25 protein-coding genes are annotated in these 25535 nt (G+C 69.0%); 13 read left to right on the forward strand and 12 right to left on the reverse strand.

Annotated features, from left to right (window positions below; all coding sequences use genetic code 11):
• Positions 1-143 precede the first annotated feature (143 nt).
• On the reverse strand, positions 144-719 hold the full coding sequence (folK, locus tag O5I81_RS12885) for a 2-amino-4-hydroxy-6-hydroxymethyldihydropteridine diphosphokinase (protein WP_271065283.1): 576 nt from the start codon (positions 717-719) through the stop codon (positions 144-146).
• A 24-nt stretch (positions 720-743) separates the two neighbouring features.
• Between folK and O5I81_RS12890 the strand changes: the two genes are divergently transcribed.
• Together O5I81_RS12890 and O5I81_RS12895 are read left to right on the forward strand one after the other, a co-directional pair.
• The gene (locus O5I81_RS12890) at positions 744-1349 is read left to right on the forward strand and encodes an NYN domain-containing protein (RefSeq protein ID WP_271065284.1); all 606 of its coding nucleotides are present in this window, start codon (positions 744-746) and stop codon (positions 1347-1349) included.
• A 177-nt stretch (positions 1350-1526) separates the two neighbouring features.
• Positions 1527-2174, forward strand: coding sequence for a uracil-DNA glycosylase (locus tag O5I81_RS12895; RefSeq protein WP_271065285.1), 648 nt, complete (start codon positions 1527-1529; stop codon positions 2172-2174).
• Positions 2175-2187: 13 nt separating this feature from the next.
• On the opposite strand, the gene O5I81_RS12900 is transcribed toward O5I81_RS12895, so the two are convergent.
• From O5I81_RS12900 to dapA, 3 genes are all read right to left on the reverse strand, one after another.
• Positions 2188-3849 carry a hypothetical protein gene (locus O5I81_RS12900; RefSeq protein WP_271065286.1) on the reverse strand — a complete coding sequence of 554 codons (1662 nt, stop codon included), beginning with the start codon at positions 3847-3849 and terminating at the stop codon, positions 2188-2190.
• 93 nt (positions 3850-3942) lie between these two features.
• Positions 3943-4413: an SsrA-binding protein SmpB gene (smpB, locus tag O5I81_RS12905; protein WP_271065287.1), complete on the reverse strand. Its 471-nt coding sequence runs from the start codon at positions 4411-4413 to the stop codon at positions 3943-3945.
• Positions 4413-5297, reverse strand: coding sequence for a 4-hydroxy-tetrahydrodipicolinate synthase (gene dapA / locus O5I81_RS12910; protein ID WP_271065288.1), 885 nt, complete (start codon positions 5295-5297; stop codon positions 4413-4415). Before dapA ends, smpB begins: the two co-directional genes overlap by 1 nt.
• 122 nt (positions 5298-5419) lie before the next feature.
• Between dapA and O5I81_RS12915 the strand changes: the two genes are divergently transcribed.
• Complete coding sequence (locus O5I81_RS12915) at positions 5420-7453, forward strand: lytic transglycosylase domain-containing protein (protein ID WP_271065289.1); 2034 nt, start codon at positions 5420-5422, stop codon at positions 7451-7453.
• 315 nt (positions 7454-7768) lie between these two features.
• On the opposite strand, the gene O5I81_RS12920 is transcribed toward O5I81_RS12915, so the two are convergent.
• The 5 genes from O5I81_RS12920 to O5I81_RS12940 all read right to left on the reverse strand — a co-directional run bounded on the left by O5I81_RS12920 (position 7769) and on the right by O5I81_RS12940 (position 11933).
• On the reverse strand, positions 7769-8530 hold the full coding sequence (locus O5I81_RS12920; protein WP_348637260.1) for a glutaminyl-peptide cyclotransferase: 762 nt from the start codon (positions 8528-8530) through the stop codon (positions 7769-7771).
• Positions 8531-8539: 9 nt separating this feature from the next.
• Positions 8540-9292 carry an ABC transporter ATP-binding protein gene (locus tag O5I81_RS12925; protein ID WP_271065290.1) on the reverse strand — a complete coding sequence of 251 codons (753 nt, stop codon included), beginning with the start codon at positions 9290-9292 and terminating at the stop codon, positions 8540-8542.
• Positions 9289-10272 (reverse strand): iron ABC transporter permease, encoded by a 984-nt coding sequence (locus O5I81_RS12930; RefSeq protein ID WP_271065291.1) that lies wholly within the window; start codon positions 10270-10272, stop codon positions 9289-9291. The genes O5I81_RS12925 and O5I81_RS12930 overlap by 4 nt, the downstream gene beginning before the upstream one ends.
• Complete coding sequence (locus O5I81_RS12935) at positions 10269-11039, reverse strand: ABC transporter substrate-binding protein (protein ID WP_271065292.1); 771 nt, start codon at positions 11037-11039, stop codon at positions 10269-10271. The genes O5I81_RS12930 and O5I81_RS12935 overlap by 4 nt, the downstream gene beginning before the upstream one ends.
• A 258-nt stretch (positions 11040-11297) precedes the next feature.
• Entirely contained in the window at positions 11298-11933 is a 636-nt protein-coding gene (locus tag O5I81_RS12940; RefSeq protein WP_271065293.1) for a TetR/AcrR family transcriptional regulator, read from the reverse strand.
• A gap of 125 nt (positions 11934-12058) precedes the next feature.
• Between O5I81_RS12940 and O5I81_RS12945 the strand changes: the two genes are divergently transcribed.
• From O5I81_RS12945 to O5I81_RS12955, 3 genes are read left to right on the forward strand one after another with little or no spacing between them, the layout of a single operon-like run.
• Positions 12059-12955 carry a class I SAM-dependent methyltransferase gene (locus O5I81_RS12945; RefSeq protein ID WP_271065294.1) on the forward strand — a complete coding sequence of 299 codons (897 nt, stop codon included), beginning with the start codon at positions 12059-12061 and terminating at the stop codon, positions 12953-12955.
• Positions 12952-13755: an RNA methyltransferase gene (locus O5I81_RS12950; RefSeq protein ID WP_271065295.1), complete on the forward strand. Its 804-nt coding sequence runs from the start codon at positions 12952-12954 to the stop codon at positions 13753-13755. The genes O5I81_RS12945 and O5I81_RS12950 overlap by 4 nt, the downstream gene beginning before the upstream one ends.
• Positions 13752-14231 (forward strand): hypothetical protein, encoded by a 480-nt coding sequence (locus O5I81_RS12955; protein WP_271065296.1) that lies wholly within the window; start codon positions 13752-13754, stop codon positions 14229-14231. The genes O5I81_RS12950 and O5I81_RS12955 overlap by 4 nt, the downstream gene beginning before the upstream one ends.
• Before the next feature lie 3 nt (positions 14232-14234).
• Here the strand turns inward: O5I81_RS12955 and hrpB are convergent, their stop codons facing one another.
• Complete coding sequence (gene hrpB / locus O5I81_RS12960) at positions 14235-16667, reverse strand: ATP-dependent helicase HrpB (protein WP_271065297.1); 2433 nt, start codon at positions 16665-16667, stop codon at positions 14235-14237.
• A 124-nt stretch (positions 16668-16791) separates the two neighbouring features.
• On the opposite strand from hrpB, the gene O5I81_RS12965 reads away from it, so the two are divergent.
• Positions 16792-18573, forward strand: coding sequence for an amino acid permease (locus O5I81_RS12965; protein WP_271065298.1), 1782 nt, complete (start codon positions 16792-16794; stop codon positions 18571-18573).
• Between the two features lie 119 nt (positions 18574-18692).
• Complete coding sequence (locus tag O5I81_RS12970) at positions 18693-19397, forward strand: MBL fold metallo-hydrolase (RefSeq protein ID WP_271065299.1); 705 nt, start codon at positions 18693-18695, stop codon at positions 19395-19397.
• Positions 19398-19406: 9 nt separating this feature from the next.
• Here O5I81_RS12970 and O5I81_RS12975 read toward each other — a convergent pair whose 3' ends face one another.
• Complete coding sequence (locus O5I81_RS12975; RefSeq protein WP_271065300.1) at positions 19407-20222, reverse strand: DUF2306 domain-containing protein; 816 nt, start codon at positions 20220-20222, stop codon at positions 19407-19409.
• Between the two features lie 161 nt (positions 20223-20383).
• Here O5I81_RS12975 and O5I81_RS12980 point away from each other — a divergent pair, with 161 nt between their 5' ends.
• Positions 20384-21343: an AraC family transcriptional regulator gene (locus tag O5I81_RS12980; protein WP_271065301.1), complete on the forward strand. Its 960-nt coding sequence runs from the start codon at positions 20384-20386 to the stop codon at positions 21341-21343.
• On the opposite strand, the gene O5I81_RS12985 is transcribed toward O5I81_RS12980, so the two are convergent.
• Positions 21340-21714: an EF-hand domain-containing protein gene (locus tag O5I81_RS12985; RefSeq protein ID WP_271065302.1), complete on the reverse strand. Its 375-nt coding sequence runs from the start codon at positions 21712-21714 to the stop codon at positions 21340-21342. The two genes, O5I81_RS12980 and O5I81_RS12985, sit on opposite strands and share 4 nt — an antisense overlap.
• Before the next feature lie 116 nt (positions 21715-21830).
• On the opposite strand from O5I81_RS12985, the gene O5I81_RS12990 reads away from it, so the two are divergent.
• The 4 genes from O5I81_RS12990 to O5I81_RS13005 all read left to right on the forward strand — a co-directional run bounded on the left by O5I81_RS12990 (position 21831) and on the right by O5I81_RS13005 (position 25502).
• Positions 21831-22577, forward strand: coding sequence for a response regulator (locus tag O5I81_RS12990; RefSeq protein ID WP_271065303.1), 747 nt, complete (start codon positions 21831-21833; stop codon positions 22575-22577).
• Positions 22577-23992 carry an ATP-binding protein gene (locus O5I81_RS12995; RefSeq protein ID WP_271065304.1) on the forward strand — a complete coding sequence of 472 codons (1416 nt, stop codon included), beginning with the start codon at positions 22577-22579 and terminating at the stop codon, positions 23990-23992. Before O5I81_RS12990 ends, O5I81_RS12995 begins: the two co-directional genes overlap by 1 nt.
• A gap of 93 nt (positions 23993-24085) precedes the next feature.
• Complete coding sequence (locus tag O5I81_RS13000; RefSeq protein WP_271065305.1) at positions 24086-24793, forward strand: hypothetical protein; 708 nt, start codon at positions 24086-24088, stop codon at positions 24791-24793.
• 64 nt (positions 24794-24857) lie between these two features.
• Complete coding sequence (locus tag O5I81_RS13005; protein ID WP_271065306.1) at positions 24858-25502, forward strand: hypothetical protein; 645 nt, start codon at positions 24858-24860, stop codon at positions 25500-25502.
• The last annotated feature ends 33 nt before the right edge of the window (positions 25503-25535 follow it).

A 25535-nucleotide genomic window follows, 5' to 3' on the forward strand; every position in this document is an offset into this window, starting at 1 on the left:
GGGCTACATAGTGTTTTGCGCGCTATTGTGCAACGCCGCAAGACAACTGCACGTCCCTTCTCCCGCTTGTCGGGAGAAGGTGGCCGGCGAAGCCGGTCGGATGAGGGCAGCGCCGGCCGACGACGCCCTGCCCTCGCCAACCTTCAATCGCTGGCGCCGCCCTCATCCGACCCCTTCGGGGCCACCTTCTCCCGACAAGCGGGAGAAGGGATCGGATAGGCGTCGGCCCCCACGCTGGCGGTCAAAGCCAGCGCTTCCGCCTTCCCCCCAGAGACCGGATGCCTCCACCGCGGCGCAATATCGGCCAGCGGTCCCATGACGAATCGCCGCTCATGCGCCCTCGGGTGCGGCACCTGCACCCCGCCCTCCCCGACCACCGCCCGGCCATGGGCGATCAGGTCCAGATCCAGCGTGCGCGGCGCATTCGCCACATGCCGCACCCGGCCGAAGTCCGCCTCGATGGCATGCAGGGCGCTGAGCGTCGCCGCCACGCCCAACCCCGTCTCGACAATGACGACGCCGTTCGTATAGGCAGGCATCGCCGGATCGGGCCAGGCGGCGGAACGCCACCAGCCCGATCTGGCGACCACGGTCAGGCCGTGGGCGGCAAACGCTTCGAGCGCCGCCTCCAGCAGGGCCGGAACGTCGGGATAGTCGCCGGGAAGATTGCTCCCGAGGGCGACGATCACGGCGTCATCGAAGTTCGATATTTCATCCATTGCTTGTTTTGGGGAATTGAAACCGTGACCTTTTATCCGACCGAGAAGCTGGCCCTGTTTATCGACGGGGCCAATTTCTATTCCCAGGCCAAGGCCCTGGGCTTCGACATCGACTACCGCAAGCTGCTGGACGAGTTCCGCCGGCGCGGGGTGCTGATCCGGGCCTACTACTACACCGCCATCGTCGAGGGCGACGACTACTCGCCGATCAAGCCGCTGGTCGACTGGCTCGACTACAACGGCTTCACCCTGGTGACCAAGACGGCCCGCAAGTTCGTCGACGCCCAGGGCCGCGACCGCTGGCGCGGCGACATGGATGTCGAGATTGCCGTCGGCATGATGGAGATGGCCGAGGCCGCCGACCACCTGGTGCTGTTCAGCGGCGACGGCGATTTCCGGGCGGTGGTCGAGGCGGTGCAGCGCAAGGGCGTGCGGGTCAGCGTCGTCTCGACGGTGAAGAGCCAGCCGCCGATGATCAGCGACGACCTGCGCCGCCAGGCCGACCACTTCATCGACCTCGCCGACCTCGGCGACATCATCGGCCGCCCCTCGCGCGGCCCGGCGCCCCGTAGCGGTGGCGGCTACGACAACCGCACCCGCGCCGAGATCGAGGCCGAGGACGAACTGTAACTCTCAAAATTCCGATCATCCCGACGAAAGTCGGGACCCAGTGTCCGCCTGCGGCGCCGGGCTGGTGCTAATCAGAGCCGAAGCCTCAAACGACTTGCCAACTGGGTCCCGACTTTCGTCGGGATGATCGGGGTTGGGGCGGGAGTGGGAAGTTTCCGACTCGCGCTAGGAAACGCCATGCCTGCTGTTGACCTCACCTCCCCAGAACCCCCGCGCGACTGCCCGCTCTGTCCGCGCCTGGTCGAGTACCGGCGGGAGAACCAGCGCAAGGAGCCGACCTGGTACAACGGCCCGGCCCCGTCGTTCGGCGACTGGGACGGTCGGCTGATGGTCGCCGGCCTCGCCCCTGGCCGCACCGGGGCCAACCGCACGGGTCGTCCCTTCACCGGCGACCACGCCGGCTGGCTGCTCTACGACACGCTGAAGAAGACCGGCTTCGCCACCGGGACCTACGAGGCGCGGCCGGACGACTCGCTGCAGCTGGTCGATTGCATGATCACCAATGCCGTCCGCTGCGCCCCGCCGTTGAACAAGCCGGAGACCAGCGAGGAAAAGACCTGCCGGCCGTTCTTCGTGAACACCCTGGCCGCCATGCCTAACCTGAAGGTCATCGTCACCCTGGGCGACGTCTCCCGCCGCAGCCTCTTGAGGGCCCTGAACCTCAAGGGCTCGACCGGCGCCCCCGGCCACGGCTCGGAGTTCGATGCCGGGCCCTACCGGGTGATCAACAGCTACCACTGCTCACGGCTGAACACGAACACCGGGCGGCTGACGCCGGCGATGTTCGAGGACATCTTCAAGCGGGTGCGCGAGTTGATCGACTAGGACCAGCAGGCCTTCAGAAACCGATCTGCCGCTTGAGCTGCTGTTCCCAGGCATAGCGCTGCTGCTGGGCGCCATAGGTTCCCTGGGCTGCCCCGATCGGCGCGGCCCAGTTTCCCTGGGCGCCGTTCAGGGCCGAGGTGCTGGCGTTGTACTGCACCCGGGCGGTCGCCGCCGGGTCTCGCCACAGGCGGTCGGTCGCCGACTGGATCACCGAGCTGCTCACGCCCACGCGGCGGGCGGTCGGGATCTCTTCCTGGCTGGTGATGCCGCAACGTTCATAATAGGCGCGGACACGGTCGTCGCCGAGCTCGAACACCCCGCGGCGCAGTTCCCAGTTGCAGGGGTCGCGGTTGAACAGGGCCTGCAACCTCGCCCGCTCCGCGTCCGACTTCTGGCGGGCCTCCTCCGCCAGGCGAGCCCGCTCGGCCGCCGCGCGAGCCTGACGCTCGGCATTGGCCTGGCGAAGGGCCGCGTCCCGGGCGCGCTCCCGCTGGTCATAGATCCGGTAGGCGCCCGCAGCCGTGCGCTCGTTGGTCAGCCCCATCGGATCGGGCGCCAGGGTCGTCCTGGCCAGGACGTTCCACTGCCCCGAGGCCGGCTCCTTGACCGCCACCCGGTCCCAGCGGATCGCCAGCCCGGCATAGCGGGGCAGGCTTGAAGCCCGGCCAAGAACGCTGGCCAGGGATCCGGTTCCGTAGGCGACCTCGAACCCCTCGCCGCGCGGATAGACGATGGCCCAGCCGACCGCCGTCGTGCCGAGGCCGTTCGTGTCCCCCGGCAGCAGCATGACGCCGATGGCCCCGGGCGGCAGCGGCATGACCACGCCGCTGGTGTCCAGCGGCAGGTAGAGCAGGCTGGTCGAGCGTCCGATGATGGTGCTTTTCTGGGTGTCCGACTGCGGCAGGTCCGGATGCTGCAGTTGCATCAGCGACACCACGGCGTCGCGGCCGCGCCCGAACAGGAAGATGCGGCTCATCACCGGCGAGATCGGCTCTCCGGCCATGCTGAGCATCTGGCTCTTGTCGATCGCCCGGTGGACGACGATGGCGTTGTCGCCATAGCGCTCCACCGCCCAGTTCAGGCCCCTCTCCCAGATGATGTGGCCCATCTGGTTCGACTGCAGATCGGGATTCATCGACAGGCCGAAGGCCTCGATATCCTTGACCGTCGTCATCGCCGAGGTGATCAGCCCGACCCGGCGCATCAAGGCCTGTCCGGGCGGCTCACTGCCTTCTCCGACCACGACCTTCAGATGGCCGCGCCCGCCGGGCAGGACATGGAACCGGCTGTAGGCCAGCCGGGGGCCTGGCCCCTTGCCATGCATGTAGACGTGCCAGCCGTTGGCGTGGTCCGCCCCGCCGCCCAGCTTGCGCACCTCGACCAGAGAATGGGCGCTGCTCAGGGGGATGATCGTGTTGTAGCGCTCCGGAATCAGCACCTTGCCGGCCGCGTCCTTCAGGCCGCGCTTGTCGCCGGCATGATGCGGCACACCCTTTTCGATCCAGCAGGCCGTCGAGATCATCTGCAGGTCCACCGGCTCCGACCCGCCGAAGGCGATGACCTTGGGATTATCCGTCCGCTTGTGTTTGTCGCATTTGACGGACTGGGCCTGCGCCCGTCCGAACGCCAGGACCGAAACAACGCCCACGAGAAAAACCAGGGAAGACCAACGCATAAGCACGAAAACTCCAGGATGGAGCCCATGCTGGCAGCAAGACCGCAGGTCGATCATCCCCAATTAGGGTGGCGAGGACCAGGCCCGGCGCGCTCAGCCGTGGTCCTTGAGCAGCCGCGCCTTGTCCCGCTGCCAGTCACGCTCAGCCGAGGCTTCGCGCTTGTCGTGCAGCTTCTTGCCCTTGGCCAGGCACAGTTCCAGCTTCGCCAGGCCCTTCTCGTTCCAGTACAGCTTGGTCGGGATGATCGTCCGCCCCTCCCGCTGCACCGCCCCGATCAGCTTGTCGATCTGCTTGCTCTTCAGCAGCAGCTTCCGGGGCCGCCGGGGCTCATGGTTGAAGCGATTGCCGCCGGCATAGGGCGGGATGTCGGCGTTGATCAGCACGATGGCGTTGTTTTCGACCGCCGCATAGGACTCGGCGATGTTGGCGCGGCCGTTGCGCAAGGACTTCACCTCGGTGCCGAGCAGCATGATGCCGGCCTCGATCGGATCCTCGAGGAAGTAGTCGAACTTCGCGCGCCGGTTCTCGGCGATCAGCCCGCCGCTGGTTGCCTTGGAGGCCATCAGAGCACGCCGGCGGCGCGCATCGCGTCGAGGACCTGGACGCGGGCGGCTTCCGAACAGGGGCTGATCGGCAGGCGGCACTCTTCCGAACACAGGCCAAGCGTCGCCAGCGCAAACTTGGTCGGGCTGGGCGAAGCGTCGGCGAACAGCGCCTTGTGCAGCAGGATCAGCCGGTCCTGCCAGTAGCGGGCGGTTTCGAAATCGCCCTTCAGACAGGCGTTGTACATGGTGGCGCAGGCTTCCGGCGCGACGTTGACGGTCACCGAGATACAGCCATGGCCGCCCTGCGCGACATAACCGACGCCGTTGGGATCATCGCCCGACAGCATGACCCATTCCTCGCCGCAGGTGACGCGCTGCTGCGACATCCGGCCGATATCGCCCGAGGCGTCCTTGATGCCGATGATGTTGGGCAGTTTGGACAGCCGCTCCAGCACCTCGTTGGACATGTCCGAACCGGTGCGGCTGGGCACGTTGTAGACGATGATCGGCAGCTGCACGGCGTCGTTGATCGCCTTGTAGTGCTGGTAGATGCCTTCCTGGCTGGGACGATTGTAGTAGGGCGAGACGATCAGGGCGGCGTCGGCGCCGACCGCCTTGGCATGCTGGGCCAGCTCGATAGCCTCGGCCGTCGAGTTGCTGCCGGCCCCGGCGATGACCGGCACCCGGCCACGCGCCGTCTGGATGCACAATTCGACGACCCGCCGGTGCTCCTCATGGCTGAGGGTGGCGGTCTCGCCGGTGGTGCCGACCGGCACCAGCCCGTGCACGCCGCCGGCGATCTGGCGCTCGACCAGCGCGACGAAGGCCGTCTCGTCGATCTCGCCGTTGCGGAACGGGGTCACCAGGGCGGGAAGGACGCCCTTGAAGGGGGATTGGAACATGGCGTGTAAAAAGGCCGTCAGATCGCCGCAACAGCTTGCGGCCATGGATTGGGGGCGGACAATATGAGCGGCCCTGTTGCTTCGCAATGGGCGGGGGTCGTGATTGTTCCGGAGGGTTTCGGTTGAGGATCGGCGCAGGCAAGGTCTGGCTGGCGGGCGGCGGCGCGATATTGGCGCTGACCATGGCCGGCTCGGCGTTGACCCAGGCCCCTGCCCGGCTGACCGCGCCCGCCCTGCCCGGCTACGAGATGGCCGGCGAGGGTGACGCCCAGTACCTCTCCATGGCCTTCGCGGCCGCCAAGGCCGGCGACGGGGCCCAGGTGCGCACCGCCATCAGCGGCATCAACAATCCCCTGGCCCGCAAGATCGCCGTCTGGGCCCTGGCCGACGGCGCGCCGGACAGCATGAGCTTCTTCGAGGCCGACTCCGCCCGTCGCGACCTCGCCGGCTGGCCCCGCGCGCGCGGCCGCCAGGTCGCCGCCGAGAAACGGCTCGAATCCAGCAACCTGCCGCCCCGGAAGATCATCGACTGGTTCGGCGGGGCCGAGCCGGTCACGGCCGAGGGCGCCATGGCCCTGGCCGCCGCCCTCAAGGCCACGGGCCGAGAGCCACAGGCCCGCACCTTGATCCAGCGCTGGTGGACAACCCGGCTGTTCGAGCTCGAGCCTCAGGTCGCCATGCGCACGCGGTTTGGCGCCTATCTGAGCGAGGCCGACAACAACGCCCGCGCCGACCTCCTCCTGTGGGGCCCGCAAGGCCCGGCCGCCGAGGACCTGGCCGCCACCCTGACCGGCCCCGAGAAGGCCCTGGCCGAGGCCCGCATGGCCCTGCGCTCGGGCCGCACCGACGCCGGCGCCCTGGTCGCCGGCCTGACCGCCGAGCAACGCCGCCATCCGGGCTTGATCTGGGAACAGGCGCTGTACGCCTACAAGCGGGGCCAGACCGCCCTGGCTTTTTCCCTGTCGGACCGCATGACGCCCCCGCCGAATGCGGACGCCGCCGCCCGGATCTGGCCCGACAAGCGGCGGATGATCGTCGCCGCCCTGCAGGCGGGCAATCCCCGGGCCGCCTACAACCTCGCCCGCGACTGCGGCATGACCACCGGCGCCGACGCAGCGGAGGCGGAATTCTACGCCGGCTGGCTGGCCCTGACCAGGCTCGGCGACCCGGCCGGCGCCGAACAGCACTTCGCCCGCCTGGCCGGCGCCGGGGTCTCGCCGATCACCCAGGGCCGCGCCCTCTACTGGCAGGGCCGCGCCGCCGAGGCGCTGGGCAAGACCGCCGAGGCCCAGGCCTTCTACCGGCAGGGCGCGCGTCACCTGACCGTCTTCTACGGCCAGCTGGCCGCCGAGAAGGCCGGCCTGACCACCCTGACCCTGGGCAAGGATCCGCAGATCACCGAGGCCGACCGCAGCCGCTTCGACGGCCGCGAGATCGTCCGCGCCGCCCGCCTGCTGCAGGACTTCGGCCTGAAGGAGCAGTTCCGCAGCTTCGTTCTGCAGCTCGACGATGTGCTGCCGACGGCGGGGGAAGCGGCGCTGCTCGTCGACTTCGCCCGCTCGGCCGGCGACCAGGATCTGGGCATGCGGGTGGTGCGCACCGCCGCCCAGCGCGGCGTCATCATGCCCGAGCGCGGCTATCCCGTGCTGCCGGTGCCGCAGGTTCCCGGCGCCGCCGAGCCGGCCTTCGTGCTCAGCATCGCCCGCCAGGAGAGCAACTTCGATCCGAACGCCCGCTCCGGCGCCCGGGCTCTCGGGATGATGCAGCTGCTCGACGGAACGGGGCGCGACACCGCCCGCCTGCTGGGCGAGGACTATTCGACCGACCGCCTGTTCGACGGGACCTTCAACATGAAGCTCGGCTCCCGCTATCTGGGCGACATGACCGGAACCTTCGGCGGCAGCTACGCCATGGCCGCCGCTGGCTACAACGCCGGTCCGGGGCGGCCAGGCCAGTGGGCCGCCAGCTGCGGCGACCCGCGCGCGTCCGACCCGCTGAACTACATCGAATGCATCCCCTTCAGCGAAACCCGCAACTACGTCATGCGCACGCTGGAAACCATGCAGGTCTACCGCGCCCGCCTGAACGGCGGCGTCACGCCCCTGACCCTGTCGGCCGATCTTCGGCGCGGCGGTTCCGGTTCGCCGTCGCCATAGGCAAAAACTACCAATAATTTTCAATGTCTTAGTTAATACGTCTAGACATATTCATCGGCAAATTGCGCCCTTCGACACGGAATCCCGCCGGCGAGACGGCGGCGTAGGCATGCCGCCTCACCGCGCCATCAACATTCCCCGCTCCGGCGCCTACGCCCTGTCAACGTCGGCGCCTACATTCGCCGCGTCCGCATCAACCCGGAAGTCACATCAAATCAGAGACTTCCGCAAAACACCCCGCTTCCCGGAGTCGAGCCGGGGTATAATCGTAGTCCGCTTCGATAAGGGAGACCTCAGACCCCCGGCCGCAACGGCTCAGGGCTTCACCCGGATCTCGTACAGCTTCGGCCAGAATTTCCCCGTCACCAGCACGCGCCTGCCCTTGGCGTCATAGGCGATGCCGTTGAGCACATCCTCCCCGCCGGTGCGGTCCGCCGCCGGCAACAGGTCGGTCATGTCGATCCAGCCCGTCACCTTTCCAGTGACCGGATCGATCCGCGCGATCCAGTCGGTCCGCCAGATGTTGGCCCAGACCTCGCCCTCGACCCATTCGATTTCGTTGAGGTTGTTGATCTCGCCGCCACCGTCGGTGACCGTGACCCGGCCGGTCTCCTTGAGGGTATCCGGGTCGAGAAAGCGCAGCTGGGCGGTGCCGTCGCTCATGATGATCCGCTTGCCATCATGGGTCAGGGCCCAGCCCTCGCCCGGATAGCTGAACGTGCCTTTCGGCTCGAAGGTCTTGAGATCGTAGAGGAAACCGATTTCGTCCTGCCAGGTCAGCTCGACCAGTTTGCCCTTCCAGGCGACGATCCCTTCGCCGAAATACTTCGCATCGAGATCCCGCTTCTGCAGCACCTTGCCGGTGACCGGATCGACCTTGCGGATGTCGGAGCGGCCCTTCAGCCCGGTGCTCTCGTAGAGCACCCCGTCCTGGAAGAAGAGCCCCTCGGTGAAGGCCCCGGTGTCGTGCGGAAAGCTGGCCACCACCTCATAGGACTGGATCGGCGCCCGCTCCTGGGCGAACGCCGAGGCGGGAACCAGAACCAGCAGGAGGACAAGGAGGCGGGCGAGCGGCAAGCGGGAACCTCAAACGGCGCGGCGGGTGACCAGAACGGGGCCATCCTCGGTGTCGATGAAGGCGCCGTCGAGGCCAAAGACGGTGCGCAGGGTGGCGGGGGTCAGCACCTCGCGCGGGGCTCCGTCGGCGGCGACCCGGCCCTCGTGCAGGATGATGAGGCGGCCGCAGACCCGGGCGGCCAGGGCCAGGTCGTGCAGGGTCAGGACGACGGCGGCGCCCCTCGCCGCTTCCTGGGCCAGCAGGTCGAGGGCCAGGAACTGGGCGTCGGGGTCGAGGCCGGCGGTCGGCTCGTCGGCGACCAGCAGCGGCGCGCGGGTGGCCAGCAGGCGGGCCAACAGCACCCGCGCCCGCTCGCCGCCGGAGAGGTCGAGCACGCCCCGGCCCTCGAAACCGGCCAGGCCGACGCGGTCCAGGCAGGCGGCGGCCAGGGCCAGGGCCTGGCCTTCGGGCAGGTCGGGGGCGCCCAGTTCGACGATGCGCAGGGCGGCGAGATTCCAGCCGACCCGGCGCTCCTGCGGCAAGTAGCCGGCGGCGCGGGCCCGCATCGCCGGCTTGAGATCGGCGATCGGCTTGCCCGCCAGACGGACCTGCCCGGCCTGCAGCGGCAACAGGCCAAGGCCGGCCCGCAGCAGGGTGGTCTTGCCGGCGCCGTTGGGGCCCAGAACCCCGACCATCTCGCCGGGCGCCACGGATAGGCTCACACCCTGGAGGACAGCGCGACCGGAGGGACCCGAGTGAACGCCTGTGAACGACCAGCTCATGCCCGCCAGCTCCGCGAGGCCCGCCAGGCGACCAGGGCGAACAGCGGCGCCCCGACCAGGGCGGTGACGACGCCGAGCTTCAGTTCCTGCTCGCTGGGCAGGATGCGGCTGATCAGGTCGGCGGCGGTCAGCAGGATGGCGCCGGCCACGGCCGAGGGGATCAGCAGCTTGCCGGGATCGTCACCGGCCAGGCGGCGCACCAGATGCGGCGCGGCCAGGCCGACGAAGCCGACGACCCCGGCGGCAGCGACGGCGGCTCCGGTCATCAAGGCCGCCCCCGCCACGGCGGCGGTGCGAAGCGAGGCCATCGGCAGCCCGCTCAAGGCCGCCGTCTCCTCGCCGAGCGTCAGCATGGTCAGGCCCCGCGCCGACCACAGGCAGAGGGCGGCGCCAAGCGTCATGGGAACCAGGGCCCGCAGGATGTCGCCGAAGTCGCGGTTGGCGACCGAACCCAGCAGCCAGTTCATCACCTCGGCCGTGGCCACCGGCGAGGGCGAGAAGTTGAAGATCAGCGCCGTCAGGGCGCCGCCGAGCGAGGACAATGAGACGCCCAGCAAGATCAACGCCTCGGGCTCACGGAACCGCGCCGCCAGGCCCGAGACCAGCAGGCCGGCGGCCAGGGCGCCGACCAGGGCTCCCGCCTCGACCGCCCCGGTCACCGCCGACAGGCCCAGCGCGATGGTCAGGGCCGCGCCGAGCCCGGCGAAGGCCGACACCCCCAGCACGCCCGGATCGGCCAGCGGATTGCGCAACAGCCCCTGCAGCGCCGCGCCGGCCAGGCCCAGCCCGCCGCCGATCAGGGCCGCCATCAGGGCGCGCGGCAGACGGATGGTCCACAGCACCTCGCCCGGCGGCGAGGCCGGGTAGGCGAAGGCCTGGGCGTACTGGCCGGGCGTCAACGTGGTCTCGCCGAGCAGCAGGCCGGCGAGCAAGACGAGGATCAGCAGGCCCCCAAGGATCAGGGCATTGGTCCGACTCATCGGGGCGCCGCCCTGGCCAGAGCCTCGACACCCTCGGCGGCGAACCAGGCCGGGCAGCTGAGCACGGAGGCCGGCAGGCTGGCCATGGTCCGCTCCGGCAGCCGCTTCTGCAGGGCCCTGTGCCGGCCCATGCCCCAGCGCTCGAAGGCGGCCGACAGCCGGTCAAAGAAGCCCAGCACAAAGCCGCGCCGTGGCCCCAGAACGACGTCCTCCAGCCGCACTGGCGCGAACCCGGCCTGCGGCGCGGCGTTCCGGACGCCGGCGGCGGCCAGGATGCGGTCGATGAAGGTCCCCTGTCCGGCCGTGTAGCCGCTGGGCGTCAGATAGAGACCCGGCTGTCCCTTCCAGGCGTCCTTCGAGGCGGCCAGCCGCCGGTCCATATCGGCGACGATGCTCTCACCCCGCGCCGGCTGGCCGAGGGCGGCGGCCACAGTGCGGACATTGGCCCGCACCCCGTCGAAATCGGTGGCGTCCTCGATCTTCACGACCTTGACGCCATGGGTGGCCAGGGCGGCCTCCAGCCGCGCATCGCCACCCCAGTAGCGGACGGCCAGGCTCGGGCGGGCGGCCATGATGCTCTCGGTGGTGATGCGCCGCTGCGGCAGGCCTTTGGCGAGAGCGCGCAGATGGGAGTCGGCGTCATCGGCCCGGTAGCTGAGGCCGACGATGGTCTCGCGCGGACTGAGGGCGAGGACGTACTGGTCGGCGCATTGGTCGAGCGAGATGACTCGGGGGCTGGCCTGGGCTGCTGCCGCGCAGAGGAGCATGGCGACAAACGCCAATCCTCCTGCTGTTGCAGCGCTGTGCGTCATGGAGTCACCCCGTGCCTGGGCACGGCTGATAGCCAAAGGACCGTTCGGCGTCACTCCGGGAATTCCCCCAACATCCGATCACCCCGACGAAAGTCGGGGCCCAGCTGGCAAACCGGAGAGTTGGCTGGCGCTGATCAGAGCAGGCCCGCCTGCGGTGGTGGACACTGGGTCCCGACTTTCGTTGGGATGATCGGCGGTTTGGGGGTAGCGAGCCTAGTCCGCCACCAGCCCGTGCAGCATGCCGTCCAGCAGCACCTGGCGGAGTTCATCGTTGTCGGCCCAGTTGAACTTGGGCTTGATGATGATCAGCGAGACCAGGCCGTGACAGGCGGCCCACAGGGCCTGAGCCGCGCTCTGGGCCGAGCCGGTGCGCAGGCGGCCGGAGGCGGCGATGTCGTTCAGCGCGTCGATGAACTTCTGGAAGCAGAGCTCGCCGAGATGCTCGGTCGCCTCGGTCTTCTCTTCGCTCATCACCCCGGAGGCGCCGCAGAACACCAGCTGGTAGGCGTTCGGGTTCTCCAGCGCAAAAGCCATATAGGCGTCGAGCATCATCCGCACCTTGACCACCGGGTCGATCGGCCGGGCGGAAATCTCGCTGTTGATCTCGAGCAGACGGTTGATCGCCCCGTCGCTGATCTCCAGCAGGATCTGATCCTTGTCCTTGAAGTGCATGTAGAGCGCCGTCGAGGAGACCCCCACCTCATCGGCGATCTTGCGGATCGTGGCGCCCTGATAGCCCTCGGCCAGGAAGATACGCTGGGCCGCCTTGAGGATTTCGCCCCGCCGCATGTGCCCGTCGCCCTTCGGCTTCCGGGCGGAGCGCTGCGGCTTCTTGAGAACCGTCGTCACTGCCTGTTTCCCCTCACTTCGATCCCCGAACGGAACACTAAACGGGAATCACCTGAGCGGCGCAACACCCTGAGGGGCCGGGGACGATACTGGACCTTCGAAGCCCCTGCGGCTAATGCCCGCGCATGAGCAACCCGCGCGTCGCCGACGCTCCCATCCTGCTGACCACCAAGGGCTGGGCCGACTACGCCCTGATCGACAGCGGTCATGGCCGCAAGCTGGAACGCTATGGCCCGTTCAAGGTCGTGCGGCCCGAGCCGCAATGCCTCTGGGCCCCGCGCCTGTCGAAGGAAGAGTGGGACCGGGCCGACGCCGTCTTCGATCCCACCGACGAGGACGAGAACGGCCGCTGGCAGTTCGCCGGCCAACCGCCGGTGCTGTTCCCGCTGAGCTGGCGGGAAGCAAAGTTCAACAGCCGCTTCACCAATTTCCGCCACCTGGCCTTCTTCCCCGAGCAGGCGGCCAACTGGGAATGGCTGGACGCCAGGATCCGGTCCTCCAAACGCCAGCTGACCATCCTCAACCTGTTCGGCTACACCGGCGTCGCCAGCCTGGTCTGCGCGGCGGCGGGGGCCAAGGTCACCCACGTCGACGCCTCCAAGAAGTCGGTGGCCTGGGCTCGCGAGAACGCCATCCTTTCGAAGCTCGACGAGAAGCCGGTCCGCTGGCTGGTCGAGGACGCCCGCAAGTATGTGCAGCGCGAACTGCGGCGCGGGGCGCAATACGACGGCATCATTCTCGATCCGCCGAAATTCGGGCGCGGTCCGACCGGCGAGACCTGGCGGCTGTTCGAGGACCTGCCGGAGCTGGCCGACCTCTGCACCCAGCTGCTCAGCCCCGACGCCAGCTTCATGCTGATGAACGCCTATGCGGCGCGCATTTCCGGCGCCGCGCTGTCGGGCCTGATGGCCGACCAGCTCAAGGGTCGTGGCGGCGTCATCGACTGGGGCGAACTGGCCCTCGAACAGGAAGACGGCGAGCGCCGTATCGGCCTCAGCTTCTTCGCGAGATGGTCGAAGTGAATTTCAGACAGGTCACATCCCTGTCGAACGAGACGGTCAAGCACGCCCGCGCCCTGCACATGCGCAAGACCCGGGAGCAGAGCGGCCAGTTCCTCGCCGAAGGGCTGAAAATCATCACCGAGGCGGTCGACCAGGGCGTCGCTCCCGACGTCCTGATGTTCGGCAAGGCGGCCGCCAGCCACCCCCTGCTGATCCGCGCCGCCGAGGCGACGACGGCGGCCGGCGGCGAGGTGATCGAGGTGACGCCCGAGATCCTCGAAAAGATCGCCCGCCGCGACAACGCCCAGCCGGCTTTGGCTATCTTCAAGCAGCGGTTCGTGCCGCTGGACAGCCTGCGCCCGATCTCGAACGTCTGCTGGGTGGCCATGGACCGGGTGCGTGATCCGGGGAACCTCGGCACCGTGGTGCGGACCGTCGATGCGGCCGGCGGCGGCGGCGTCATCCTGGTCGGCGACTGCTGCGATCCCTACTCGGTCGAGGGCGTGCGGGCGACGATGGGCTCGATCTTCGCGGTGCCGTTGGCGCGGGCGACCGTGGAAGAGTTTCTCGCCTGGCGCGGCCAATGGCCGGGCTCGGTGGTCGGCACATTGCTGACGGCCACGGTCAATCACCACAACGCCGACTACCAGACGCCGACGCTGATCCTGATGGGCAACGAGGCCCAGGGCCTGCCGCCGGACCTGGCCGCCGCCTGCGACGTCAACGTCAAGATCCCGATGCGCGGCCGGGCCGACAGCCTGAACCTGTCGGTGGCGACGGGGATCATGATCTATGCGGTGACGGACCGGTTGCTGGGATGAAGCCCAGAACGATTGGCCTGCTGGTCGCCCTTGTTGCAGCCTCGACCGCCAATTGCTCTCCCGCGCCTGAAGCCTCCGAAAAGGCCATCGAAAATTGCCTGACGCGAGTGGGTGAGGACCATCGTTACCTTGGCGCGCTTGAACGCGCTGTGATGGGCGGCAAGGTCTACACGCGCACCAACAGGGCGGCTGATGGCAGGGGCGATCTTTTCACCCTGATCTTCGACGACAACCGTTCGGCGCTGGCCGTGTTCACCACCCCCGACAGGCTTGCAACGGCGATCAAGGGCGAGCTGACGCCGGCCCAAGGCGCTGGGACCGAATTCAGAATCGCCGGGAAGGATCTGGCGGCCTACAGCGCCGAAGGACGGATCGTCCTGAACTACGGCTCCCAGGCCACCGTCGAGTGGGAGAAGGGGACCTTTGGCGAGGCTGCCGCCAAGCCGGACCTTCCCCGCAACTGTCCGCCAGCCTGACGGTCACGTCCCGCGCGGCTTGGCCCGCGTGGTGGCCTCGGCCTTCCAGGGCTCCTCCGGCCAGACGTGCCGGGGATAGCGCCCCTTCATGTCCGTCCGCACGTCCTTCCATGACCCGCGCCAGAATGCCGGCAGGTCGCGCGTCACCTGGATAGGCCGGTGCGCCGGCGACAGCAGGGCCAGGACCAGGGGAACGCCGCCGACACTCGGATGAACCTCGACGCCGTACAGTTCCTGCACCCGCACCGAGATGGTCGGCCCGGCCTCGGCGGCGTAGTCGATGGCCAGGCGTGAGCCGGTCGGGGCGGTCCAGCAGACCGGGGCGGCGGCGTCGAGGTGTCTCTGGACGTCCCAGGGGATCAGGGCGCGCAGGGCGTTTTCGAGGTCGTTGTCCGAAAGACTGGCGAGGGTGCGGCGCCCCTCGAGGATCGGGGCCAGCCAGTCGTCCAGGCTCGCGATCAGCGCCGCATCGGACAGGTCAGGCCAATTTGAATCCTGGGTATGCAGGAACCGGACCCGTTCGAGCAGCGACCCCGCCCCCTCCCCGATCGGCAGCGCCGACAAGCCTTCGCGGCGAACATGGCCGGCGAGCGCGGCGGCGATCATCGCCTTGTCGGGCTTCTCGACCAGCCGGTCCTCCAGCACCAGGCGATCGAGACGCACCAGCCGGCGAGCCCGCACCTTGCCGTCCGGCTCGATCTCCAGCCGGTCCTCGTTGCTCAGGCGCGAGGCGAAGGCGGCCCGCAGGCTTTCCGGATCGAGCGGCGCGGCCAGCAGGATCCGGTCGCGCGCCGCGCCACCGCCCAGTTCGCCGACCGCCAGCCAGGTCTCCCGGGCCAGGACATCCGTCGGCTCGACATGGGCGCCCCGGCCGCTGGCCAGCTGGAACTCGCCGGCCTTGCCGCGCGCCTTGGCCACCCGTTCGGGAAAGGCCTCGGCCAGCAGCAGGCCGGCATCGAGCGGCGGTTGGCGCGGGGGCCGGCCGGCGGCGCGGGCCCAGCGGTCGGCCAGGGTGCGCGCGTCGCGGGCCCGGGTGCTGCGGTCGCGCTCGAACTGTTCCAGGCGATGGCGCAGGTCCGCGTCGCGGCCGCCGAGCCCCCGCTCGGTCAGCAGGGCGGCGATGCGCGCCGCCAGCTCGCCCTGCCCGCCGGCCGCGCCGCGGATGACCATATGCGCCAGGCGCGGCGGCAGGGGCAGGTCCGACAGGGTCTTGCCGTGGGCGGTCAGGCCGCCGGTCTCGTCGAGGGCCTCCAGCCGGGTGAGCAGGTTGCGCGCCTCGCTGAAGGCGCCGGCCGGCGGTGGATCGAGGAAGGCGAGGTCGGCCGGGTCTCTCGCGCCCCAGCGGGCCAGGTCCAGCGCGAACCCCGACAAGTCCGCCTCGAGGATTTCAGGCCGGGCGAAGGGGACCAGGGCGCGCGTCTCCGGCTCCTCCCAGAGGCGGTAGCAGACGCCGGGCTCGGTGCGGCCGGCGCGGCCCCGGCGCTGATCGGCGGCGGCGCGCGAGACGCGCACCGTCTCCAGCCGGGTCAGGCCGCTGGCCGGGTCGTAGCGCGGCACGCGGGCGAAGCCGCTGTCGATGACGACGCGCACGCCCTCGATGGTCAGGCTGGTCTCGGCGATGGAGGTGGCCAGCACCACCTTGCGCCGCCCGGCCGGCGCCGGACTGATCGCCGCGTCCTGCTCGCGCGGGTCCAGCGCCCCGAACAGTGGGCAGAGATCGACATTGGCGGCCACGCCGGCCTCGGCCAGCCAGTCCCGGGTGCGCAGGATCTCGCCCTGCCCCGGCAGGAAGACCAATAGGCTTCCGGTTTCCTCGGCCAAGGCCTTGCGCACGGCCTTGACCACCTGCTGCTCCAGCCGCGCGGCCGGGTCGCGGCCGAGATAGCGGGTATCGACCGGAAAGGCCCGACCCTGGCTCTCGATCACCGGCGCGCCATCCAGCAACCGCGCCACCGCCGCCCCGTCGAGGGTGGCGCTCATCACCACGAGGCGCAGGTCTTCACGCAGCACGGCCTGGCTGTCGCGGGCGAGCGCCAGGCCGAGGTCGGCGTCGAGGCTGCGCTCATGAAACTCGTCGAACAGCACGGCCGAAACCCCGTCGAGGCCCGGGTCGTCCTGGATCATGCGGGTGAAGACGCCTTCGGTGACCACCTCGATGCGGGTCCTGGCCGACACCTTGGAGTCCATCCGCACCCGGTAGCCGACCGTCTCCCCCACCCGCTCGCCCAGCGTGGCGGCCATGCGGGCCGCGGCGGCGCGGGCGGCGAGGCGTCGCGGTTCGAGCAGAATCAGCTTGCCGGCCATCCAAGGCTCACCCAGCAGCGCCAGCGGCACGCGGGTGGTCTTGCCCGCGCCGGGCGGCGCGACCAGAACGGCGTTAACGCCGGTGTCCAGAACAGCCCGGAGTTCGGGCAGGATTTCCTCGATGGGCAGCATTGCAGGGTTCGTTTAGTGCCCGAATGCCGCGCCGTCACCGCAAGCCGTTGCGCGGCGCGACTTTACTGCTAACGTCCGCCGCTTGTGAGCCGGCGGGGAGCCGGCCTTTCGGGGAGCGAGACGCATGTCCGCAGACGCCGCACCACGCGGAAATCGACTTTTCTGGCGAAAATCCATCGAGCAGGTGCAGCGGGAAGCCGCCACGCACCAGCTGAAGCGGACCCTGGGCCCCTGGAACCTGCTGTTCCTCGGCATCGGCTGCATCATCGGCGCGGGCATCTATGTGATGACCGGCAACGCCGCCGCCAACTTCGCCGGCCCGGCCGTGGTCCTGTCGTTCATCGTGGCCTTCTTCGCCTGCGTCTTCGCCGGCCTCTGCTACGCTGAACTGGCCTCGACCATGCCGGTCGCGGGCTCGGCCTATACCTACAGCTACACCACGCTGGGCGAGCTGTTCGCCTGGGTCATGGGCTGGCTGCTGGTGCTGGAATACGGCATCGCCGCCTCGACCGTGGCGGCCGGCTGGTCCGGCAACGTGGTCAGCCTGCTGGCCAACTTCCACGTCATCATCCCGCCGGAATGGACCACCTCCTACGTCCAGGCGGTTCAGGGCGAGGGCGGCCTCAGCTTCGTCACCGGCGGCGGCGCCAACCTGCTGGGGGCCCTGGGCATCCTGGCGGTGACCACCCTGCTGGTCGTCGGCATCTCGGAATCGGCGAGCGTCAACAACGTCATCGTCTTCATCAAGGTGGGCGTGCTGCTGCTGTTCGTCGGCGTCGGCGCGATGTTCATTTTCAACCACCAGGCCACGGCGGTCGATCACTGGACGCCCTTCCTGCCGGAGAACGAAGGCGGCTTCAAATACGGCCTGCCCGGCATCTTCCGAGCGGCGTCGGTGATCTTCTTCGCCTACGTCGGCTTCGAGGCGGTCTCGACCGCCGCGGCCGAGGCCAAGAACCCGCAGAAGGACATTCCCTTCGGCATTCTCGGCAGCCTGATCGCCTGCACCATCCTCTACATGATGATCGCCCTGGTCCTGACCGGCGTCGTCGACTACCGCGAACTGGGCGTCCCCGCCCCGATCGCCCTGGCCGTCGACCGCATGGGCACCGACTGGTTCTCGATCCTCATCAAGGTCGGCGCCGTCGCCGGTCTGTCGTCGGTCATGCTGATCCTGACCTACGGCCAGACCCGCGTCTTCTACGCCATGGCCCGCGACGGCCTGCTGCCGAAGTTCTTCGCCACCCTGCATGACAAGTTCCGCACCCCCTGGGTCGGCACCATCGTGCTCGGCGTCGCCATCGCCATCACCGCCGCCTTCCTGCCGATCGAAATCCTCGGCGACCTGGTCAGCCTCGGCACCGCCACGGCCTTCGGCATCGTCTGCCTGAGCGTCATGTACCTGCGCACCAGCAACAAGGAACTGAACCGTCCCTTCCGGATCCCGGGCGGCGGCGGCCTTGTCGGTCAGCCGGTGATGGTGCTGGTCTCGGCGCTGGTGATCGCCGCCTTCCTCGCCTTCTTCAAGTTCCTGCTGAACTCCACCTGGGTCATGGAAGGCGCCATCATCTGCGCCATCATCCTGGGCCTGTGGCTGGTTCTGACCCTGATCAAGAAGGGCCCGAAAGTCTGGCTGGGTCCGGTTCCGGTTCTGGGCATCTTCTTCGCCCTGATCATGACCGGCCCGCTGGTCGAGGACATCATCGTCAAGGCGCTGACCGGCGATCCCATCCCGGCCATCCTGCTGAGCAGCTACCTTGGCCTCGGCGCGCTGATCTACATCGGCTACGGCTTCCGCAACTCGCGCCTCGGCAAGGGTCTGCGGCAGATCGACGACGACGGCCCCGGCCCCGGCGCGATGCAGGCCGAAGTCCATGGCATCGGCGACAGCAACAAGCCGGACTGATCCGTCAGTCCCAGTACGGACAAGGCCCGGGAGCAATCCCGGGCCTTTCTCGTGATTGGGGTTTCAATCGCTCGCCTGAACACCGATCATATAGGCAAAGCCATCAACAGGAGCGCCCCTTGAGCGTCCCCCCCATCCAGGTCGCCATCGCGCCGGTCACCCCGCTGCAGCAGAACTGCACCATCGTGTGGTGCACCAAGACGATGAAGGGCGCGGTCATCGATCCGGGCGGCGAGGTTGATCGCCTGCTGGCCGGCCTCGAGAAATACGGCGTCACCCTCGAGAAGATCCTCATCACCCACGGCCACATGGACCACGCCGGGGCCGCCGCCGAGATGGCGGAACGCACGGGCGTGCCCATCGAGGGCCCGCACCCCGACGACCAGTTCTGGATCGACCGCATCGAATCCAGCGGCAAGCAGTACGGCATCCCAGAGGCCCGCAGCTTCACCCCCGACCGCTGGCTGCACGACGGCGACGTCGTGACCCTCGGCGAGACGCAGTTCGAGGTCATCCACTGTCCCGGCCACACGCCGGGCCATGTGGTCTTCTTCCACCGCGAGGCGCGCTTCGCCCAGGTCGGCGACGTGCTGTTCAAGGGCTCGATCGGCCGCACCGACTTTCCGCGCGGCAACTACAACGACCTGATCGAGGCCATCTCGACCAAGCTCTGGCCGCTCGGCGACGATGTCAGCTTCGTACCGGGCCACGGCCCGATGAGCACCTTCGGCTACGAGCGCAAGGTCAACCCTTACGTCTCCGATCTGGCGCTGGAATCGAACCGGGTCGAACCGGCCGGCATCGACGCGAACCGATACAGCTGATCCAGAGGTTCAGGTGACGTAGGGCGCCCACATCAGCATCGTGGTCCCGAAGACGCCGACCGCCGTATAAAGGGCGGCCAACACGATCACTCCAGCCGCCAACAGCTTCAGGTCCGATCTCTGGCTTCGTTCACCGACCAGATAGAGTTCCAGCACCGCCAATGGGATGAGGTAGCTGCCGAACGCCAGCACGATGTCGGCTGGCCCGCTCATGGTCTTGGTCATGCCCACCGGGCCCTGGTTCAGCACCACCCACCCCATCAGGCCAACGCGCAGGAACCAGACGCCGCTGGCGACCATGAAGGTGCGCAGGGCCCAGGCCCTGTGCATCTCGAACCGGCGCTGTCGCGCGGCTCGCCAGGCCAGGGCCGTGAACAGCAGGATCAGGACGGCGTCCAGCAGGATGGCGACCGCCGAGACGACCGACAGATAGGTCCCGCGCGACAGAGAGAGCCAGATCCCGCTGAGCGCCATGAACACGGCCAGGCTGAGAAACACGCGTCCTGACCAGCGGTGCACAGCCGGTGCTCGACGGCGGATGGCGGGAACCAGCTGCATGAGGCCCAGGAAGGTCACAAGGGCGGCGATCAGCACATGGGCGGCGAAGACCGCGTTCCCGGCCCGGTCGCCGGCGATGTAGCCGTCGATCAGCGGCTTGTCGTTCCAGCCGGCGAAATTTCCGGTGACCGTCCGGACGCCGTAGAACAGCAGGATGAAGCCGATGAAGGCGGCCTGTCCGCCGGCGGCGATCAGCAGCCAGCCTCTGACCGACCACCTCAGGGCGGCGGTCGACACGGGGGCAAGGGGGGAAGACGAGATCGGCATGGACGGGTCCGCAAGCTGAGGAAGAAGCCCGCCAGGAATGACGGCCATGGCTGGCGCGGGTCTCGCCGATCTGGAATTCGGCCAGAACTTTCCGGAAATTCGGCCTGCTGGACAGTCGCTCCGATCCAAGCCAACAAGGTCGCTTCGCCGGAGACCGGATCGTGACGACGACGCTCAAACCGCCAGCCTCACTGCCCCTGGCGGGTCTCCTGCCCCGGCCGCCAGGACGTCTGCCGGCCTATGCGGCCGTCGCCGGCGCGGCCTTCGTCGCCTACATCCTGTCGAAGGTTCTGGAGGGTGGGCCGGCCCGGGTTTTCGAAGTCTTCGGGGTGTCAGCCTGCGGCTGGGCCTGGCTCCTGACCCGGGCCCTGTTCGACCCGGCCAGGCAGGACGCCTGGTGGCCGCGCCTGGTCGCCGGGGTCGTCGCGGTTTCAGGCGCTGCAACGGTCCTGTGGCCGAACGGCGGCCCGGTGTCGGACGTCGCCGAAAATCTCTACGCGCTGAGTGGATCGGCCGCCCTGGTGCTGACCCTTGTGGAGCCGTTCCAGCGCCACGGCTGCGCCATCTCCGGGGCCGAGCGTCGGTTCCGCAGGGCCTTCGGGCTGATCTTCCTCGGCCTGGTGAGCGCCTCGGTCCTGGCCGCCTGGTCGGCGCCGGAACCGGTGAAGGTCGTCAGCGCCCTTGTCGGCCTGGCGGCCGCCGGCGCCGCGGTCACTTTCCGACTGCGCCATCCGCTCTCGCTCGAGGCCCCGGAGAAGAAGCAGGCCACGGCGGAGGACCGCCGCCTGGCCGATCGGCTCATGCGTCTACTGCAGGAAGACGCGATCCATACCGAGCCGGAACTGCGGATCGCCGACGTCGCCCGCCGGCTGAACGAACCCGAACACAGGGTCTCCCGCGCCATCAGCGCCGGCCTGGGCTTCGCCAACTTCAACCGACTGATCAATCATCATCGGGTGGAGCAGGCCAAGCAGGCCCTGGCCTCCGATGACGACCGCTCGATCCTGGAGATCGCCCTCGACTGCGGTTTCGGCTCGATCGGGCCGTTCAACCGGGCCTTCAAGGCCGAAACGGGCATGACGCCCAAGGCCTACCGCGCCGGCCGTCGACAGGCCGACTAGACGCCCCGGGCCGCCCGCAGCGCGGCCTGTTCGGTCTTGTCCAGCTTGCCGTCCTTGTCGGCGTCGAACTGTTCGAAACGATAGGCCGACGCCTTCGTGAACTCCGCCTTCGACACCTTGCCGTCCTTGTCGAGGTCGGCGGGCGCGAGGATGTTCCGGCCGCCAAGCATCTTGGCGATCTTCGCCTGTTCGGCAGGGCCGATGACCCCGTCCTTGTCGGCGTCCATGCGGGCGAAGCCTCGGTCCGCGGCCGCCAGGTTCTCGGCCTTGCTGACGTAGCCGTCCTTGTTGGTATCCGGATGCCCCTGAGCCGCGGCCGCCGAGGCGCTGAAGGCGAGCAGAAGACAGGCGACGGCGAGGCGGCGGATCATGTAGTCACTCCGGAACGTTCGGGCCCTCAGGTGGCGGCCCGTGGATTGCACCCGTATGTCTGCGTTGCAATCCTGTCGAGACAAGGGCCGCGCATTATGCCGGGATGGAGCAGACCATGACCCTCGAGGCGCAGAACCCGACTGAAGCGCCGGCCCGTATCCTGATGGTCGATGACGACCCGGGGATCCGCGACGTCGTGTCCGAGTTTCTCGGCCAGCACGGCTATCAGGTGGATACCGCCGGCGACGCCCGCGGCATGGAGGTCGCCCTGGCGAAGGGGCCTGTCGACCTGATCGTGCTCGACGTGATGATGCCGGGCGAGGACGGGCTGTCCATCTGCCGCCGCCTGACCGCCCAGCCCGGCGGCCCGGCCATTATCATGCTGTCGGCCATGGGCGAGGACACCGACCGCATCGTCGGCCTGGAACTCGGCGCCGACGACTACCTGCCCAAGCCCTGCAATCCGCGCGAGCTGCTGGCCCGCATCCGCGCCGTCCTGCGCCGCCGGGCCGAACCGCAGCCCAGCCTTGAGGATGGTCTTTCCGCCACCTGTCACTTCGCCGGCTGGAAGCTCGATCTCGTCCGCCGCGAGCTGCGCTCGCCCGAAGGCGTCATCGTCAACCTGTCGAGCGGCGAATTCTCCCTGCTGCGCGCCTTCGTCGAGCGGCCCCAGCGTATCCTGACCCGCGACCAGCTGCTGGACATGGCCCGGGGCCGCGATTCCGACGCCTACGACCGCGCCATCGACGTGCAGATCAGCCGTCTGCGCAAGAAGCTGGACGACGGCTCCAACGGCGGCGAACTGATCCGCACCATCCGCAGCGAAGGCTACATGTTCGTGCCCAAGGTCACCCGCAGCTGATGTCATCGCGGGTCCGCAGCGCGCCTTTGTTTGTCCAGGTGATGGCGCTGGCCCTGGTCAGCCTCGTCGCCGCGCCGGCAATCAGCGCCGCCATGCTGCTGGCCCTGCCCCCGCCCCAGCCCGAGGTCTACCGCCTGAGCGAACTGGCCCAGGCGCTGCGCCAGCAGGGCGTCGTCGAGATCACCGATGGCCGGCCGCTGGTCGTCAAGCTGAAGACCGAGGCCCCGGAGGAGTCGTTCCGCCGCTCCCGCTGGCGCGAGGATTTCAAGCGCATCCTCGCCTCGGACCTCAAGGTGCCTGTCGAGCGCATCCGCATCGAGACTGTCGGCCCAGTCCGCGTCCTCCTGCGCACCGAGCACAGGGTCGAAACCCGCATCTTCCGCATCGGCCCGCCACATGGCGAGCCGCCCCCCGGCGGCGGCCGTCACGGCGGCCCGGCTCCCGGCCCGGGCGCTCCGGAATTCCGTCCTGACGAGCGGGTCATCTTCTCGCCCTTCAAGGTCGGCGTGCAGCAGCCGGACGGCCACTGGCTGGTGGTCAAGCCCAAGCCGACCTTCCGCTGGGATGCCTGGCAGACCCGCCTGATCCTGACCTTCGGCCTGTCGATCCTGCTCATCGCTCCCCTGGCCTGGCTGCTGGCCCGGCGCCTGTCCGCCCCCCTCGGCGCCTTCGCAGGCGCCGCCGACCGGCTGGGCCGCGACCCCCGCGCCGCGCCGCTGGAGATGCGTGGCTCGACCGAGATCGTCGCCGCCGCCGCCGCCTTCAATCAGATGCAGGAGCGCCTGCGCCGCTACGTCGATGACCGCACCGCCATGGTCGGAGCCATCGCCCATGACCTGCGCACCCCGCTGACCCGGCTGAAATTCCGCATCGAGGCGGTCCCCGAAGACCTGAAACCCAAGCTCGCCGCCGATATCGACCAGATGGAGGCGATGATCGCCGCCACCCTCGGCTTCGTCTCCGACGCCACCCGGCCGCGCGCACGCGCCAGGATGGAGCTGGCCTCTCTGGTCGAGAGCATCGTCGATGAGATGGCGGAGACCGGCGCCGCCGCCTCGATCGATCGCACCGAAAAGCTGGTTGTCGAGGGCGACCCCATCGCCCTGCGCCGGCTGGTCTCCAATCTGGTCGAGAACGCCCTGAAGTATGGCGGCGCGGCCCGCGCCCGGGTTTATGCGGACGGCGCCGACGCGGTCATCGAGGTCGATGACGACGGCCCTGGCATTCCCGAGCACGAGCGTGAGCGGGTCTTCGAGCCCTTCTTCCGCGGCGAGCCCTCCCGCAACCGCGAGACGGGAGGCATCGGACTTGGACTGGCGGTCGTCCGCTCCGTCGCCCGCGCCCACGGCGGCGACGCCGACCTGATCAACCGCCCCGGCGGCGGCCTGACCGCCCGGGTCCGCCTGCCGATCTAGTCGCAATACCAACGCAACCGGCACGCCTTATGGCGGCCACCGAGCCACGCCACACAGGGTCTCCCAGCACCATTTTGGGGACCGGAGACCCCGATGATCGTACGCCTGGCCCTGCTCGCCACCCTCGCTGCCTCCCCGGTCCTGGCGCAACCGGGTCCGCCGCCCGAAGGGGGGCCGCCTGACGACGCTCCCCCGCCCCGCCGCGAGCAGCTGTTCATCAGTCCGGCCGGCGAGCCCTTCCGCGCGCCGCGTGGCCAGCCCTATCCGGTCGCCGTCTGGTTCGCCCGCGCCGACACCGACCATGACGGCGCGATCAGCCGCGCGGAATTCGTCGCCGACGCCGTCGCCTTCAACGCCAGCCTCGACGCCGACCACGACGGCTTCGTCGATGGCTTCGAAATCGCCGACTACGAAAAGAACGTCGCCCCCGAGATCCTCAGCCCCCTCGACCGCGGCGAGGAGGGCCCCCAGGCCATCAACATGAAGCTCGGCAAGCGACCGTTCATCGGCTACCCCAAGCCGCTGGATTCCGGGGCCTACGGCAGCACGCGCAACGGCGCCGGTCTCTACGGCCTGATCAACGAGGTCCAGCCCGTCGCCGCCCAGGACAGCGATCTGGACCGCCGCATCGCGGTCGAGGAGGTCGGTATCGCCGCCCGCGACCGCTTCGCCATCCTCGACAAGGACAGGGACGGCAAGCTCACCCTCGCCACCCTGCCCAGGACTCCTTACCAGACCATCCTCGAGGCCCCGCCGCCGAAGGATGGGGCCCGGCGCGGCAAGCGGCCGCCACCGCGCTGAGCCCCCTTGTCAGCCCGCCTCGCGCGCCGCTATTCGCGCTCATCCCATTGGAAAGCCGCCACCGATGAAGTTCCGTCTCGCCCTGATCGCCGCCCTCGCCGCCACCCCGGCGCTGGCCCAGCCCCGGCCCGACCTGCAGATCTTCATCAGCCCGGCCGGAGAACCTTTCCGCGCGCCGCTCGACCAGCCCTATCCCGTTGAGCAGTGGTTCAAGCAGGCCGACGCCAACGCCGACGGGGCGATCACCCGCGACGAGCTGGTCGCCGATTCCCTGGCCTTCTTCGACAAGCTCGACGCCAACAAGGACGGCGCGATCGATGGCTGGGAAAACGGCGACTACGAAAAGAAGGTCGCCCCCGAGATCATGTCCCGCGCCGCCATGGCCCTGGCCAGGCCCAGGGAGGGCAATCGTCCGAAGGGCGGCCGCTATCGTCCTACCCTGTCGCCTTACGACCGCGCCAGGCCGGACGAGCCGGGCAAGATGGTGGCCGACCAGAATCGCGTCGGCGCCGGCCTGTACGGTCTGGTCAACGAGGTGCAGCCGGTGATGGGCCAGGACAGCGACTTCAACCGCCGCATCAGCAGGGCCGAGGCGACCGCCGCCGCCAAGGACCGTTTCGCCATCCTCGACAAGGACAAGGACGGAAAGCTGGTCCTCGCCACCCTGCCGGAAACCCCGCTGCAACGGGCGCTCGCCGACGCGCGTTGATTACCGGCCGTCAGGCCCTCTGCAAAACAGTGA

This window comes from Caulobacter sp. NIBR1757, assembly GCF_027912495.1.
Lineage (GTDB): Bacteria > Pseudomonadota > Alphaproteobacteria > Caulobacterales > Caulobacteraceae > Caulobacter.